The sequence below is a fragment of the Phaeobacter cretensis genome (genome assembly GCF_047372505.1).
GTDB lineage: Bacteria > Pseudomonadota > Alphaproteobacteria > Rhodobacterales > Rhodobacteraceae > Phaeobacter > Phaeobacter cretensis.
In genome coordinates this window covers 2,924,403-2,939,683 of the sequence record NZ_JBKBEU010000001.1, presented here as the reverse complement: position 1 = coordinate 2,939,683, position 15,281 = coordinate 2,924,403, and the positions used below count along the sequence as shown (strand labels likewise).

Genomic DNA, 15,281 nt, shown 5'->3' with positions numbered 1-15,281 from the left:
GGCTTTGGCGGCGCGCCGCCTGTGGTCAAATGAAGGGAGCCAATTGCACGCAACAAACCGATATACGGTCTGATTTCGAGCAGAAAAGGCTCCGCTCACCCAGACAGCAGCGCGCAATGCCTTTATTGCCAGGGTCACCTATAGTTGGACCATGACAGGTCTACCAATGGCAACTTATTTCTTTCAAGCCGGAGGAACTGTCAGTAACGCATCCATGGATGCTGCATTACCGCACATTGATCATCAACAACGCGACTATGAAGCGGATCGATCAGACGAAATACCAGGTCGTCTAAATAGGGCCAAAAACCATTGCGATCACTAAGCCGAAGGTATCAATCGTATTTGCTATTTCGGATGCTATGCCCGTGGCCCAGATATTTCGATGAACACAGTACAGAGCATTGTTGGCCTGACACCATTCAACCCAGCGCTGTCTGAGAACGGTATTCTCTTGATCATCTCGCTAAAGGCGATGCTTAAGGGACGCCCAACCCGCGCGGCACTTTCACGCTGCATCACTGCGAATGCTCTTGGCGTCGACCTTAAGGTGGTAGGCTTGGCAGATCTCTCCACCCGCTTCAAACCGGGGGCCCGCTGAGGTTATCGACAACCGAGCTCGACGCATCAGCAAGGCTGCCGTCACAGATGTAATGCACAGGAATGCACTAATATCCCATTCCTGCGCAAACCGTGACAGGCCCTGCGCCAAATGACCCCGTACAAGCATACGTTCGCGGGCGCTCAACGTATCCTCAACAAAGAACCTGCTGACTTCCCAAATCGTCGAATCCTGTGGCGCCGAAGCGTCGAGAACATTGGACGGTAGACCCGGCAGCAATCCCAATTGTGCATCTCGCAACATGTAGCTGTTATTCATGCATTGGGCGGTTGTTGGCGTCATTCGAAAACCACCCAGAACCGTCTTACCTTCATGAACCGTGCAATACGTACTTTCCGGGGTATCGTACTGATCAAATTCAAGCCCGCGCACATTCGGCAGGTTCCATCGACGCAGCTTAACAAAATGGCGATAGCGCGCGCGAAGCAATTCAGTAAAGAGCGCTCCGGTCTCTCCAAAGTTGTCGAATGTGATCTCTGTCGACTGCATCGGAGTGTCCGGTCAGCTGTCTGGCCTCCTCGAAGCGGAATTGCCAGAAATTATTCATAAATTTAACTCAACTTATCCGGCAATCGTAAATTTTGAATTAATTCGTCAAGATCAGATCGCGTTGCCCTCAGCCAGTAGCCGAACTTTGCTGCGGTGATCCGGCGCCAAGTTGCGTCATGAATTGATTTTACCGCGCCAGGGCCGGACGTCAGGCTGTTCGAGCAATCGAAGTCGCGGTAACCTTACAAATTTCCGCAATCAAAACTGATTTTTTAACGGGCTTGGCCAGGTAACTCGCAGCCCCCAGTTCAATGAAAAGGTCCTGCTCCTCAGGGGCGGCATTAGCTGTTAGCATAATCACAGGCGTGCCAGAAACCTTACCGCCCCGCTTCGCCATTTCTACCAACGTCTCCCTGCCATCCATAACCGGCATTTTCATGTCCAGTAGCACCACATCAAATGCGTATTGCTCAAGGCAGGTCAGAGCCTCGAACCCGTTCTCGGCATCCATGATTGTAACGTTGCTGTTCTTCAGGAAAGCACGAACAACCAGCCGGTTAGAGGCGGTATCATCGACAAGAAGTATTGACAGCCCTTCAAGGTCGCGATGCTCGATAGTCTTCTCTGGCAGCTGCACCGCATCGACTTCAGGCGCGTTCAGGATTGTGGCAGGCCAGGAGAAAGTAAAGCAACTGCCCCAGTCCGGACTGGTCTGCACAGTAATGTCCCCCCCCATGATACGGGCAAGATTACGAGCGATCGATAATCCCAACCCAGTCCCAGGCACATTCGGTGCGTTCTTGTCATTGACCCGGTAGAAATCAGTAAACAGTTTCGCCGTCTGCTGCGCAGTCATGCCCCGCCCGGTATCAGAAACCTCCAAGCGCAGGATCGTCCGCCCATCCATATTCTCGCTATCGGCGACAACAGTAACATGGCCCGTTTCGGTATATTTGACCGCATTGGAGACGAGATTTCCGATGATCTGGCGCAAACGCAATGCATCACATTCTGCATGAATAGGGAAATTGTCAGATATTCTGGTGTTCAGATCCAATCCCTTTTCAACCGCGCGCAACCGATACATTTCAACGACACTAGAAATCTCCTCACGGGGGAGCGCCGGTGCTAGTTTCAGCTCAAATTGTCCGGACTCGATCTTCGCATGGTCCAGGACATCATCCAAAATCCCTGTGAGTGCTTGCGCAGACTTCCGCAGGAGCTGTGTGCGCTCTCTCAGCACCCCAGAATCTGAGTTTTCTTCTTCAATAAGCTCCGACATTCCACAGATCGCATTCAAAGGCGTACGAATTTCGTGGCTCATTGCTGCCAGAAAGCGGCTCTTCGCCCGACTACCCGCTTTAGCCTCTTTCAAAGCATCCTGAAGACGTGCCGTCAGTACGTGCTGCACCCACATCGCATGCAACATATAGACCGCGCCTAGTAGCACGATGACAGCAGCAATAAGCATCTCGCCCATGCTCGCAAAGCGAATAAGCGTTCGGTAAATCATATAGGTTACGGTGCAGATGATCGGCACCGCTGTGATAAATCCAAAGTGAATCCAGGCAGATCTGGCAACCACCGAATGGTTGAGCGCTATTATGAGAAGCATAGCACCCATCAATTTTGGGAACGGTTCCGGATGCAAGAAAAGCAACAAAGATAACGCGTTAAACACCCAAACGCCTACAAAGGCAGAGAACCCGAACAATAGGGTTGCACCAACAGTAATTTCGCGCGCCAGTCGATGATAAACACGCAGACCGATGACTTCGATCAGTACATAGGCTGCATAGACAATCACCACAGTCTGAAGTGGCAGGAAATAAAGAGACAGAAGAGATACTAGCGTGATGGAGGCAAAACGCGACGGCAGATCAGCCCGAACCAATTCATTCTGGGTCGCCACGGAATTCTTGAGGTCTGGCGATAAAGAAAACAAACGCATCCTCCTTCCGAGTTTCGTCAGCGTCCTCACGGTTGTGGTCTTCGAGCATCGGCGACCTGCCTGATCTGACTCTATCAAGGCAAACTGATTCGTCTCCCCCGTCAAATTGACGTTAAATAATGACCGATGACTTAATGCAAAATCATGAAATCCCTTAGCTGACCTGATCATCAACCTTTGCATAGCTGGTGACAACATGCCATTTCAATGAGATGACTAGCGAAAGCTAGATGTCGTCCGCCACTTAGGTCGCGTCTTCATAAAGTGGCATGATGAACCAAGAATAATACTAGTTCTGTGTCTGCAATGTATTTCGAAGGTTTGCACAGGAAAACACAGGCCATTTATTAGATATCTCTATATAAATGGTGCCCCCACACGGACTCGAACCGCGGACCTACTGATTACAAATCAGTTGCTCTACCAGCTGAGCTATAGGGGCCTTGGGGAGCGCAATAACGCCTCTCGCATAAGGGTGCAAGACGAAAAATTCGGGTTTTTGCAGTAAGATCATCAGGTCGCTTTTTCACACGATCAAATAGGTGCGATTTCGGCTTGGGGCGATCATCGGATAGCCGCACCCGTCCCGAAGATAGGTATCTTGCATCGCATCCGAGACTAGGCGCGAAGGGACGCATGCCAAGCTACTAAACATCGCCGTCTGAGGTGCGTCGGCATTTGCGATCCCAGCCTGTCGGGTCCGATAGCTGTTTCATATCTCCCGATTGCATTCAGGCCTAAGCACGAAAAGCTGGTACGAAATGCTACATCGAACCAAAGACATACTGGTAGTCGCCATGGAAATATAAGAACATGATATGGCCTACCTTGCGATGGCGTGCGGTATCTTCCGCCATATGCAATCACCAAACCTGTTCAAAAACCGAAAGCCGTTGAATGGCAGATCCTCGTTTCAACATCATGATCGTCGGACAAGCTGGGCGGTTGCAATATGAGGCGGTCTTGTTTGCCGCCTCCCTAAGACATCACGCTCCCGATTTTAACGGAAGGCTGTTCGTGGCGACCCCTCGGCCCGGCAAAAAATGGGAGAAGGACCCCAGCATTCGCAACAAACCGGTCCTTGACGCATTAGAAGCACTGGGCGCACAAATTTTGCCATTTCAATCAGAAGCCTTTGGGCAGGTTTATCCCTATGGCAACAAGATCGAAGCGCTGCGGGCCTTACCCGAGGGTGAGCCTTTCGTCTTTTTTGATACCGACACGCTGATCACTGGCCCAATTGATCAGGTCCCGTTTGACTTTTCCAAGCCTTCGGCCTCGCTGCGTCGCGAAGGGACTTGGCCAAAGCCCACACTTTACGGGCCGGATATGACGGGCATCTGGTGCGCGCTATATGATCGGTTCGGACTGGATTTCGAAAGCAGCCTTGATCATGGCCAACCGGACAATCATTGGCGGCGATATCTGTATTTCAACGCGGGCTATTTCTACGGAGAGTGTCCCCGGATCTTTGGCAGACGTTTTTTAGACTACGCGATGTCGATTCGTGACGACATGCCAAAGGCAATCATCGGGCAGTCACTGGACCCCTGGTTGGATCAAATCGCCCTTCCACTTGTCATACATAGCCTTGGAGGTGGCCGTGACGTGCTGCCTGAAGGATACCTTGATGGGGTGATCAGCTGCCATTATCGCAACTTCCCCCTGCTTTATGCCCGTGAGAGCGATAAGGTCGTCGAAGCACTGGAGACTGTGGCCCGCCCGAACAAGATCAAAAAGGTTCTGAAGCTATATGAGCCGATGAAGAGGATGATCTACCAAGGACGTGGCGCGAAGGTACGGGCGATGTTTGATCGCGACAACCTGCCCCGCAAAGAACAAGCAATTCGCAATAGGATCAAATCGGCCGGTTTCTGGATGCGCTGAACAGGTAAGTTGAACGAACTCGGCCATACTCCGAACAGTCGTTTGTTGAGGGCCCTCGCTACAAAGCCCTGAGACCGACTCTTATTTCTCGGGTTTTAGATCGACGGCAAATTGCGCCTTGCCTTACGGGCCGTGGCAGAGTGTTGTAGCGCGCGACGACAATTTGACCATCTCGGTGACTATCCAGAGGAGCACATATCATGTCTGCAGCGCCAAGCTACGGGTTCGACACATTGCAAATTCACGCGGGCGCAAAGCCCGATCCGGCCACCGGTGCGCGACAGACGCCGATCTACCAGACCACAGCCTATGTGTTTCGCGATGCAGATCACGCCGCTGCTCTGTTCAACCTGCAAGAGGTAGGTTTTATCTACTCGCGCCTGACCAACCCCACCGTCGCCGTATTGCAGGAGCGTATCGCCACGCTGGAAGGGGGCGTAGGGGCGGTCTGCTGCTCCTCCGGTCATGCGGCCCAGATCATGGCCCTGTTTCCATTGATGGAACCCGGACGTAATGTTGTGGCCTCTACCCGTCTTTACGGTGGCAGCGTCACTCAGCTAAGTCAGACGATCAAACGCTTTGGCTGGTCAGCGAAGTTTGTGGATTTTGATGATCCTGCAGCGGTCGCAGCGGCCATAGATGACGACACACGTGCGGTATTCGGCGAATCTGTCGCTAATCCGGGCGGCTATGTCACCGATATCCGCTCAATCGCCGATGTGGCCGACGCCGCAGGAGTACCACTGATCATCGATAATACATCAGCGACACCATACCTCTGCAATCCGATTGCTCATGGTGCGACGTTGGTCGTGCATTCCACCACGAAATACCTCACCGGCAATGGCACCGTAACTGGTGGTGTGGTTGTGGATTCCGGCGCGTTTGACTGGTCGGCAAACGACAAGTTCCCATCGCTTTCCCAACCAGAACCAGCCTACCACGGTTTGAAGTTTCACGAGACCTTTGGCGGGCTGGCGTTCACTTTCCACGGGATTGCGATTGGCCTGCGCGACCTCGGCATGACCATGAATCCACAGGCGGCACACTATACACTAATGGGCGTTGAGACACTCAGCCTACGTATGGAACGTCACTGTGAAAACGCCAAGACCGTCGCGTCATGGCTGGAGCAGGACCCGCGCGTAGAATATGTGACCTATGCCGGATTGCCCTCCTCCCCTTACTACAAGCGTGCCGAAGAGCATTACCCCAAGGGCACAGGCGGGCTGTTCACCTTTGCCGTCAAGGGTGGCTATGAGGCCTGCGTCAAGCTGGTCAATTCGCTTGAGATATTCAGCCACGTCGCGAATCTCGGCGATGCGCGATCACTGATCATTCACTCGGCCTCTACGACCCACCGCCAACTGACTCCAGAACAGCAGGAGGCCGCGGGTGCCGGCGCCAATGTAGTCCGCGTGTCCATTGGGATAGAAAACGCCAATGACCTGATCGCCGATCTGGATCAGGCTCTAGCCAAAGCCGCCAGCTGAGCGAAATGCGACAGCGGAACGTATATAGGCCGGGTGAAACCCCGGCCTATATACGTTTTGAAACATCTAGTCTTCACAAGACTATTCGGTATCAGGCGCTTTGATATCATAGACGACTGAGACACTGTGCCCGAAGGTCAGCTCGCCTGCCTCAATCGGCATCGGTGCACTGCGGGCCATCTCCATGGCCATCATCGGCTGGCCGCCACCGCTATCGCGATCATGGATAGACCGTACCGCCCCTAGTTCAACACCAGCCGCTTCCGCCAGCTGAGTGGCTTTGCGCAGCGCGTCTTTTACCGCAGCGCCTCTAATCTGATCCTGAACCATTGCCGAGTCAGTCACACCAAAACTCAAGCCTCTGAAATCATTGGCACCCACCGTCAGAACCTGGTCCAACACTTCGCCAAGCCGATCGAGATCACGGATGCGCAAAGACAGTGTATTTGATGCGATGAAGCCGGTTATCTTGCGTCGGCCATTTTCATGGTTTCGATCCTGCGACCACACCGGATTGAGCGAAATCTGCTGGGTTTGCATATCTTCGGCAGCGATGCCGGCAGATCTCAGCTGATCGACCACGGCCACCATTTTGGTTGATACCGCCGACATGGCAAGCGCCGCCTCATCGGATTCTTCGGTAACACCTAGGGTGATTGTCGCCAGAGTCGGAGTAACTGCGATACGTGCTTCGCCGGTTACGGAGATCTGGCGATCCACGCGTGCCTCTTCCGCATGAACCAGGCTGCTGGCCATCAGAATGGCCAGCGCCGATGCTGCAATATGTCTAGCTTTCATGAAACTACTCCTTTTCCGAGATGTTACATGGGGATGGCAAATGACCGCTTGCAAGGGGGAAAACGTGTCTTTTCCTTTCCCTTGAGCCGACACTGCCCTATGGTCTGCGGCAAGATCGCCTGCCCACACTTGGGTATGGGCATACTAGAGTTGAAGGCGTGTTTGCATAATGAAACCGGGGTTTGCACTCTCTCTTTCTTCCCACGGCGTCAGCCTGTTGCAGCGTGCCGCCGGTGGCTGGCGTCAGATTGGCACAGTGCCGCTGGATGACGAAGACCTGGACGCGGCCTTGGCGAATTTGCGCCAATTGGGCGAAAGACACGCCAAAGGACCAATCGCTTGCAAGGTCGTCATTCCCAATGACCAGATCCGCTATCTAACGTTCGAAACGGGGACCGCTGACGCGACCAGTCGGCGGGCGATCGCGGAGCAAGGTTTGGATGGGAGCACACCTTACCGAGTTGATGAGCTGTCTTTTGATCTTAGCGAAGACGGATCGCAAACCCATGTGGCTGCTGTCGCCCGTGAAACCTTGCAAGAGGCCGAAGATTTTGCACTGGCGCACGGGTTTCTGCCCATAAGTTTTGTCGCGATTCCCGGTGACATGGATTTTCTGGGTGAACCCTTCTTTGGATCCTCACAAACTCTACTGCAATCCGGCGAAACACCGGTAGAGCCTGATGGAATATCTGTTGTTGATATCGGTCCGGCCGATCCGCCGGAACCAGATCCCACGCCAGAGCCAGAGGTCTCAGATCAGTCATCGGTTCCAGAGGAGCCAATCGAGGCGTCGCCCGGCATAGATGAACTAAACGTGGTCAAGGTTGCCTCCACCAACGCAGACAGTCCGGCACCTGTGCCCGTCACAAGCGATCCGCAAACGACATTGTCTGACAAGGCAAGTGCGAAAGAAACAAAGACAGAAGAGCTCGAGGCATCAACTCCCGCTGAGGTCTCGAGCTCCTTGAAAGGCACCAATGACCCTGCTGAGGCAACACATGTTGCAGCCGGATTTTCAACACGACGCCGCAAAGAGGGACCAGCTCGCCCTGTAGCCTCTCCGCTCGCCGAAGAGGGCCGTGCGCCAGTTCTTGCCGCGCCGACAGGCCACAAACGCACGGCTAGTACCAGCGCAACAGCACTCAGCACGCCTAACAATGGAGGCGGTGATAACCGGCTTGTCCCGCATGCGGCATTCGGGTCCATCGCACTCGCGGATAGCACACCATCCATAGGCGACGGCGCAGCCAAGGCACAGCCCCTTGAATCGCCGACTGTACCAGCTGCCTCAACCAAAGGTGTCATTCCAGCGGCGCCCAAGTCGCCAGGACCTACGCCGGTCTTACCCCGTGACGACGTCGGAGACATAGCGCTGGCGGATACGCCAACCGACAAGCAATCGCTACATGAAGTCGGCAAAGCTTCCGTACTTGCCGGCGTATCAAAGGGGAACGTAGGAGGAAAACCGCGCTTCCTAGGCCTGGCGCTTATGGCGGCTTTGCTTATTTTCATGGCGATTGTTGCGACTTGGGCCATTCTGGCCGAGAACCAAACCCGCAACGCGGTCAGCGAAAATACGACGGCGCCAATCGGTACCGAAGAAACCGAAGAAGTCGGCACGATTGCACCGCAGGTCAGCGCCATTCCCGATCAACCGGACAAAGGCCCTCTGCTTCCATCAGAAATCGCCGCCGCTCCTGAAGGCGATCCAGATACGCTCTCCAGCACTGATACCGCTGTATTAGATGCGCTGCGCATTGAACAAGACACAGATCCAACTGCACCGGATCAACAGCTGGCCGAGGATCTCGACGCAGCAGAATTGGCCCCGGAGGGCGATAGTGAAGCTGCCCCCTCAGATCAGGACACGCCACTGACACGCGCCGCGCAATATGCTGCTACTGGCATTTGGCAGCACGCCCCGGATACACCCGAGCCGGCAGGCTCCGGCAATCTGGATAACCTATATGTGGCCTCTATAGATCCGACTGATATATCTGAGGATGCAATCGCTCTGCCCGCTCCCGATTTATTCGTAACAGATCTGGAGATGGGGGTAGTAAGCACGCCAACCGCGGCCGGGCAGCAGTTTGAATTGGACGAGCGCGGCCTCGTCAAGGCCACCCCAGAGGGCACGTTGAACCCTGATGGGATCATGGTGTTTCTGGGCCGCCCGGAAAAAGTACCGCCACCTACCCCGGCCCGCCCAGACCCCGAAGTTGCCGCCGCGGCTGAGGAAGCTACCCGTCGGGCGATTCTTTCAGAACTGCGCCCCAAATTACGCCCCAGCAATCTGGTTGAGCAAAACGAACGCGCTCAGCTTGGCGGGTTGAGCCGCGCAGAACTCGGGGTATTACGACCAAAGACACGCCCACAGGGGTTGAAGCCACCGGAAGAGAATACCCTGCCCCCGACCGCGCAGGCCATTGCAAGGTCCGTAGTCCCACGTGCGCGCCCGACTAATTTTGCCAATCTGGTGGATCGCGCCAAACGCAGCCGCCAACGAAACCCAGAGCCAACCGTTACTGCTGCTGTAGCCAGCGCGCCGGCTCCCAGATCGGTCACTCCTCGGATTCCATCCAGCGCATCGGTTGCCCGACAGGCAACGGTCAACAACGCAATCAATCTGCGACGCGTGAATCTGATCGGAGTCTACGGCACACCAGCTAATCGACGTGCACTGGTTCTGATGCCAAATGGCCGCTACAAAAAGGTAAAAGTCGGAGACAAGATTGATGGCGGGCGCGTTCTCGCCATCGGCGATAGCCAGTTGCAATACCAAAAGGGCAGCCGCAACCTGACGCTTAAGATTCCCAGCGGATAGAACAGGCGCGGGCTGCACACTCAGGTCCCATCCCTACCAATCCGAATACCAGAAAGCCGGACCTTCTCAGGCCCGGCTTTATTTCTATTGATCATGCCATTTGTCGTGGACTCTCGGCAGTCATTGGTCACTCGGCCGCTGAGATCTCACCATTGGCGATCTGTTCGCGTTCGATAGACTCAAATAGCGCCTTAAAATTGCCCTCTCCAAATCCGTCATCCCCCTTACGCTGGATGAACTCAAAGAAGATCGGCCCGATAACGGTTTTGGAGAAAATCTGCAGAAGAATTTTGGTTTCACCACCATCTATCACACCCTCACCGTCGATCAGGATGCCGTGCTTTTGCATCCGGTCAAGGGGCTCTTCATGACCCGCGACCCGCTCGTGGCTCATATCATAGTAGCTCGCCGGAGGTGCCGGCATATATTTGATACCACGCTCGGCAATATCGTCCGTGGCGCTATAAATATCCTCAGCTCCGACTGCGATATGCTGAATACCTTCGCCATTGTATTTTTTGAGATACGCTACGATCTGCCCAGTTTCGCCGCGGTCCTCGTTAATCGGGATCCGTATGCGGCCACAGGGCGATGTCAGCGCACGGCTCAGCAAGCCGGTGAATTTGCCCTCAATATCGAAGAACCGGATTTCCTTGAAATTGAACAGATCGCCATAGAAACGGAACCACTTGTCCATATTACCCTTGAAAACATTGTGAGTCAGGTGGTCCAGATAGTAGAAACCAACACCGCGTGGTTTGGATTGCTTCAGCCACTCAAACTCGCTGTTGTAGGGCGATGTGTCGTAATACTGGTCAATAAAATACAGAAGCGAGCCACCGATACCTTTGATTGCGGGCACATCCATGGTCTTGTCGTCGCCATCATATGGCTCCGCCCCTTTTGACACCGCATGCTCAAACGCCTTCTGCGCATCGACCACACGCCACCCCATCGACGGGGCACAAGGACCGTGATCTTCTACAAATTTATCAGCGAAGCTGCCTTTCTCCGCGTTCACGATATAGGTGATGTCGCCCTGCTGCCAAAGTTCGATACCCGGTTTTGTCTTGTGACGCGCCACTAGCTCATACCCCATGCTGGCAAAGAGATCGCGCAGCTCTTGTGGGTCCGGATGAGCGAATTCGACGAATTCAAAACCATCAGTACCCGCCGGGTTTTCGACGCTGATAATAGATTTCGGGGCATTATGTGGGAACGGGCCCATGCGGCTTCCTCCAAATAGGCAATAGTGTGGCTACAAGCAGGGTATCGCACTTGAAGTGCTTGTTTCGCGCATTGTTTCAGGTAAATCTAAGACATCACGCGCAAATCACGCGCTATTTTCGATAATTATGTAGAAACACCGCACATGCTAGATACAATCGACCATAGGTTACTCGCCGCACTGCAAAAAGACGCGCATCTAACGGCACAGCAGTTAAGCGAGATCCTCAATCTCTCCGCGAGCCAAGCCGGACGACGAAGGCAGCGATTGGAGGCGGATGGGTACATCCGGAGCTATGAAGCACGGTTAGACCCGGACAAGTTGGGGTTAAGCGTTCAGGGGTTTGTACAGATTCACCTAGAGAGCCATGGACCTGAACAATCTGAACGATTTTCTCGGCTCGTACGCACCCGCCCTGAAATTACCTCTGCCTGGACGATGACCGGTGAAGCCGACTATCTACTTAGGGTTTATTGCTTTGATCTTGCTGCATTAAACCGCCTTTTACATGAGGTCCTTCTCCCCCATCCCACCGTGGCACGCGTTCAAAGCCAAATTGTAATGGCCCAGTTAAAAAGCGATGGACCGCTCCCGACTTAAGGTTCCGTGAACACTCCTGCGCTACAAAACCATGATACCGACCAAGAGAGTGGATAGAAAACGTGTCCTTTGTAGATCGTCGCATAGAAAGCCGCCCAACACGCGGCGAAGCTCCTTTTGGGCTGGATGAAGTATTTTTCTCGCGCACTGACAGCCGCGGCGTCATCATTGCAGGAAACTACGTGTTCCGCCGGGTCTCCAACTACGATTGGGAGGAGCTGATTGGTGCCCCCCATCGCACTATTCGACACCCTGATATGCCCAAAGGTGTCTTTCAGTTGTTCTGGGATACGATCAAAAGCGGCAATACCATGGGCGCTTATGTAAAAAACAAGTCGAAAGACGGGCTGTACTATTGGGTCTACGCGGTTGTCATACCTTGTGCCGATGGCTACCTGTCCGCCCGTATCAAACCGAGCAGCCAGATTTTCGATGATATGCGAGATCTATACGCCAAACTTCTGACAGCAGAACAAGACGAAGACCTGACCCCCGAGGAAAGCTCCGAACGCTTGCAAAGCTGGATCGTTGATCATGGGTATGACAACTATCGCCAATTCGCGACAAAAGCGATGAGCGAGGAATTGATTGCGCGCGATATCGGTCTGGAGAACGAACCAGACCAGATGATTACCAATCTTCGCCAAACCCTAGAAGACGCCAGAACACTCGTGGGTGAGACCGAAGGGCTGATAAAAGACTTTGATGCAATGCACACTATTCCGCATAACCTGCGTGTCATTGCCTCCAGGATTGAACCCTCGGGTGGTCCTGTAACTGTGCTATCGCAAAACTATGGCTCTATGTCGCGAGAGATGTCCGATTGGTTCGCAGCCCACGTCATGGGAAAAGACAGCAACTTCGCCGTTATCGAAGCCGCTGTTCAAGATTCACTGTTCGTTGAATGCATGGTGCGAGTACTAAAGGAATGCGACAACCAACTGCAGCAAGAACGCCGTAGTATTGGTGAAGTCGATATGGCAGCCGAGCGTAAAATTCTGGCAGACTTGGTCGCTCAACAACTTAAAAGCGCGGGCAAAGGTCTGGATCAGGTAGAGCGAGAGTCTTCGCGTATTATGCATGCCTGCAGTGTCATGCACCGGCATTTCCTAGGCCTCAGTTCTACCCGTGTTCTATGTAAAATTGAGAGTGCCCGCCTACCCGAATCCGGTGAAACACTCGCCGATATCATCGACCAGCTGGGTGTCTTCCAAGAAAGGATTTCTCAGCGGCTCGAGAGAATAGCAAAACTCAGCAACGATATCCGTTCATCAGAGCGCTAATCGGATCAACTAGCAGGGGATACCTCCTGCAAATCGAAACTGACATACCTCCTCTTCTAGGGCGCCCGGAGAAAACGGCATTCGTCGTCAACTGCGTTATGAGGTGCTCCCTTTGTCGCCAGATGCCCTGCGACGAGGGAGGCTATGGGCATTGTGCGTGTTAGGCGTTGCCAACATGCCCTCTGCTTGCGATACCGAAACACATGGATGCGTTTCTTTATCAGGCGACAATCTATCTCGCCGCCGCGGTGATAGCGGTCCCAATCGCGGCACGCTTGGGACTTGGGTCGGTACTTGGGTATCTGGCTGCGGGTATCATTATTGGGCCCGTTTTTGGACTAGTCGGCAGTGAGGCCGAGGAACTAAGGCATTTTGCTGAATTTGGCGTCGTCATGATGCTGTTCCTGATTGGATTGGAGCTGGAGCCGCGCGCCCTTTGGGCGATGCGCCATAAGCTGCTTGGATTAGGCGGGTTGCAGGTCGCAGTTAGCACTGTGGCCTTGATGGGCGCGGCTATGCTGGCAGGCGAAAGCTGGCAGGTTAGTCTCGCAATCGGCCTGGCACTTTCGCTGTCTTCAACCGCAATTGTATTGCAAACTCTTTCGGAAAAAGGGCTCATGCGTACTGGTGGTGGCCGTGCCACGTTCTCCGTACTGCTGACACAAGACATTGCAGTCATCCCAATTTTGGCATTGCTACCCCTACTGGCGATCAAACATGGCGCACAGATCAATGGAGATGGCTCTATTGGACGCACGGCCGACGAGGCCCATGCAGCACCCGGCCATGCCACGCTCTCCTTGGTCGAAGGGCTACCGGGTTGGGCGGTGACACTGGTTACACTCGCGGCCATAGCATCCATTATCCTGGCCGGGGTCTATCTCGCGCGTCCTGTGTTCCGCTTTATCCATTCATCGAATTTACGCGAGATGTACACGGCTCTCGCGCTCATGATCGTTGTTGGAATTTCCTTTCTGATGACACTGGTAGGTCTCTCTCCTGCTCTTGGTGCATTTTTAGCCGGGGTTGTTCTGGCCAACAGTGAATTCAGGCATGAACTGGAAAGCGATCTGAATCCCTTCAAAGGACTGCTGCTTGGGCTATTTTTCATAACCGTTGGCGCTGGCATCAACTATCGCCTGTTCCTTGCCGAGCCGGGTGACTTGATCGGCCTTGCCCTTCTCGTCATCTTGGCGAAGGGCATAGTGCTCTATTTTGTGGGCCAAGCATTTGGTCTGAAAAAACGCGACCACTGGCTGTTCACGTTGGGCCTCGCACAGGCCGGTGAATTCGGCTTCGTCTTGCTTGCTTTTTCTCGGCAGCTCAACGTCGTGCCCCCTCAGCTATCAGAAAAACTTCTGCTGGTAGTCGCACTGACTATGCTGATTACTCCGCTGTTGTTCATCCTGTATGATGTGCTGTCGAAACACGCAAAAGATAGTCCAAATGAACCGGTTGCGGACGAGATCGACGAGCAAGGCCCCGTGATCATCGCCGGAATTGGTCGTTTCGGCCAAATCGTCAACCGCCTGGTCCGAGCTAGCGGCTTTAATACAGTCGTCTTGGATAGCAATATGGCGTCCGTACAGTTGATGCGCCGCTTTGGGGTTAAGAGCTTTCTCGGAGATCCAACTCGGCCAGAGCTACTAAAGGCTGCCGGTATCGCAAAGGCACAGGTTCTGGTCGTGGCCCTAGATGACCGTGAGGCCGCACTCAGATTGGTCGCACATGCCCGCAGGGGGCATCCAGACTTGCACATCATCGCCCGCGCTTTTGATAGAAATCACGTGTTTGAGCTATACAAAGCTGGTGCAAACGACATCGTGCGCGAGATGTTTGACAGCTCCCTGCGAGCGGGTCGCTACGTGCTCGAGCAGATCGGACTGAGCGAATATGAGGCTGCTCAGGCAGAGCAAACTTTCTATGCGCACGATCGCCACACCGTTCGAGAACTGGCAAGCCTGTGGATCCCTGGTACACCAGCCAGCGAAAACCCTGCCTATATTGCCCGAGCCAGAGAACTAGAAAAGGACCTGGAAACTGCGTTGTTGGAGCTTGCTGAAGCAAAAAACTCTTCAGACCAGAAATCAGCCTGACGCCAGATAA

Annotated in this window: 10 protein-coding genes and 1 tRNA gene; 6 read left to right on the top strand and 5 right to left on the bottom strand. The window is 53.8% G+C overall.

What is annotated here, in order from left to right; all coding sequences use genetic code 11:
* Nucleotides 1-508: 508 nt before the first annotated feature.
* The 3 genes from ACEWZM_RS13960 to ACEWZM_RS13950 all read right to left on the bottom strand — a co-directional run bounded on the left by ACEWZM_RS13960 (nt 509) and on the right by ACEWZM_RS13950 (nt 3,504).
* The gene (locus tag ACEWZM_RS13960) at nt 509-1,111 is read right to left on the bottom strand and encodes an acyl-homoserine-lactone synthase (protein ID WP_414007010.1); all 603 of its coding nucleotides are present in this window, start codon (nt 1,109-1,111) and stop codon (nt 509-511) included.
* Between the two features lie 208 nt (nt 1,112-1,319).
* Nucleotides 1,320-3,260, bottom strand: a complete 1,941-nt coding sequence (locus ACEWZM_RS13955; protein WP_414007009.1) for an ATP-binding protein — start codon at nt 3,258-3,260, stop codon at nt 1,320-1,322.
* 168 nt (nt 3,261-3,428) lie between these two features.
* Nucleotides 3,429-3,504: transfer RNA gene (locus tag ACEWZM_RS13950), tRNA-Thr, on the bottom strand.
* A gap of 455 nt (nt 3,505-3,959) precedes the next feature.
* Between ACEWZM_RS13950 and ACEWZM_RS13945 the strand changes: the two genes are divergently transcribed.
* Both ACEWZM_RS13945 and ACEWZM_RS13940 read left to right on the top strand, forming a co-directional pair.
* Complete coding sequence (locus ACEWZM_RS13945) at nt 3,960-4,949, top strand: hypothetical protein (protein ID WP_414007008.1); 990 nt, start codon at nt 3,960-3,962, stop codon at nt 4,947-4,949.
* A 200-nt stretch (nt 4,950-5,149) separates the two neighbouring features.
* Entirely contained in the window at nt 5,150-6,442 is a 1,293-nt protein-coding gene (locus ACEWZM_RS13940) for an O-acetylhomoserine aminocarboxypropyltransferase/cysteine synthase family protein (RefSeq protein WP_414007007.1), read from the top strand.
* Nucleotides 6,443-6,523: 81 nt separating this feature from the next.
* Here the strand turns inward: ACEWZM_RS13940 and ACEWZM_RS13935 are convergent, their stop codons facing one another.
* The gene (locus ACEWZM_RS13935; protein WP_414007006.1) at nt 6,524-7,240 is read right to left on the bottom strand and encodes an SIMPL domain-containing protein; all 717 of its coding nucleotides are present in this window, start codon (nt 7,238-7,240) and stop codon (nt 6,524-6,526) included.
* A gap of 169 nt (nt 7,241-7,409) precedes the next feature.
* Between ACEWZM_RS13935 and ACEWZM_RS13930 the strand changes: the two genes are divergently transcribed.
* The gene (locus ACEWZM_RS13930; RefSeq protein ID WP_414007005.1) at nt 7,410-10,064 is read left to right on the top strand and encodes a hypothetical protein; all 2,655 of its coding nucleotides are present in this window, start codon (nt 7,410-7,412) and stop codon (nt 10,062-10,064) included.
* 127 nt (nt 10,065-10,191) lie between these two features.
* Here ACEWZM_RS13930 and hppD read toward each other — a convergent pair whose 3' ends face one another.
* The gene (gene hppD / locus ACEWZM_RS13925; RefSeq protein ID WP_414007004.1) at nt 10,192-11,292 is read right to left on the bottom strand and encodes a 4-hydroxyphenylpyruvate dioxygenase; all 1,101 of its coding nucleotides are present in this window, start codon (nt 11,290-11,292) and stop codon (nt 10,192-10,194) included.
* Between the two features lie 144 nt (nt 11,293-11,436).
* On the opposite strand from hppD, the gene ACEWZM_RS13920 reads away from it, so the two are divergent.
* The 3 genes from ACEWZM_RS13920 to ACEWZM_RS13910 all read left to right on the top strand — a co-directional run bounded on the left by ACEWZM_RS13920 (nt 11,437) and on the right by ACEWZM_RS13910 (nt 15,271).
* A complete protein-coding gene (locus ACEWZM_RS13920; protein ID WP_414007003.1) occupies nt 11,437-11,892 on the top strand; it encodes an Lrp/AsnC family transcriptional regulator in 456 nt (151 codons plus the stop codon).
* Between the two features lie 62 nt (nt 11,893-11,954).
* Nucleotides 11,955-13,175, top strand: a complete 1,221-nt coding sequence (locus ACEWZM_RS13915; RefSeq protein WP_414007002.1) for a PAS domain-containing protein — start codon at nt 11,955-11,957, stop codon at nt 13,173-13,175.
* Between the two features lie 203 nt (nt 13,176-13,378).
* Nucleotides 13,379-15,271, top strand: a complete 1,893-nt coding sequence (locus ACEWZM_RS13910; protein ID WP_414007001.1) for a monovalent cation:proton antiporter-2 (CPA2) family protein — start codon at nt 13,379-13,381, stop codon at nt 15,269-15,271.
* Nucleotides 15,272-15,281 lie beyond the last annotated feature (10 nt).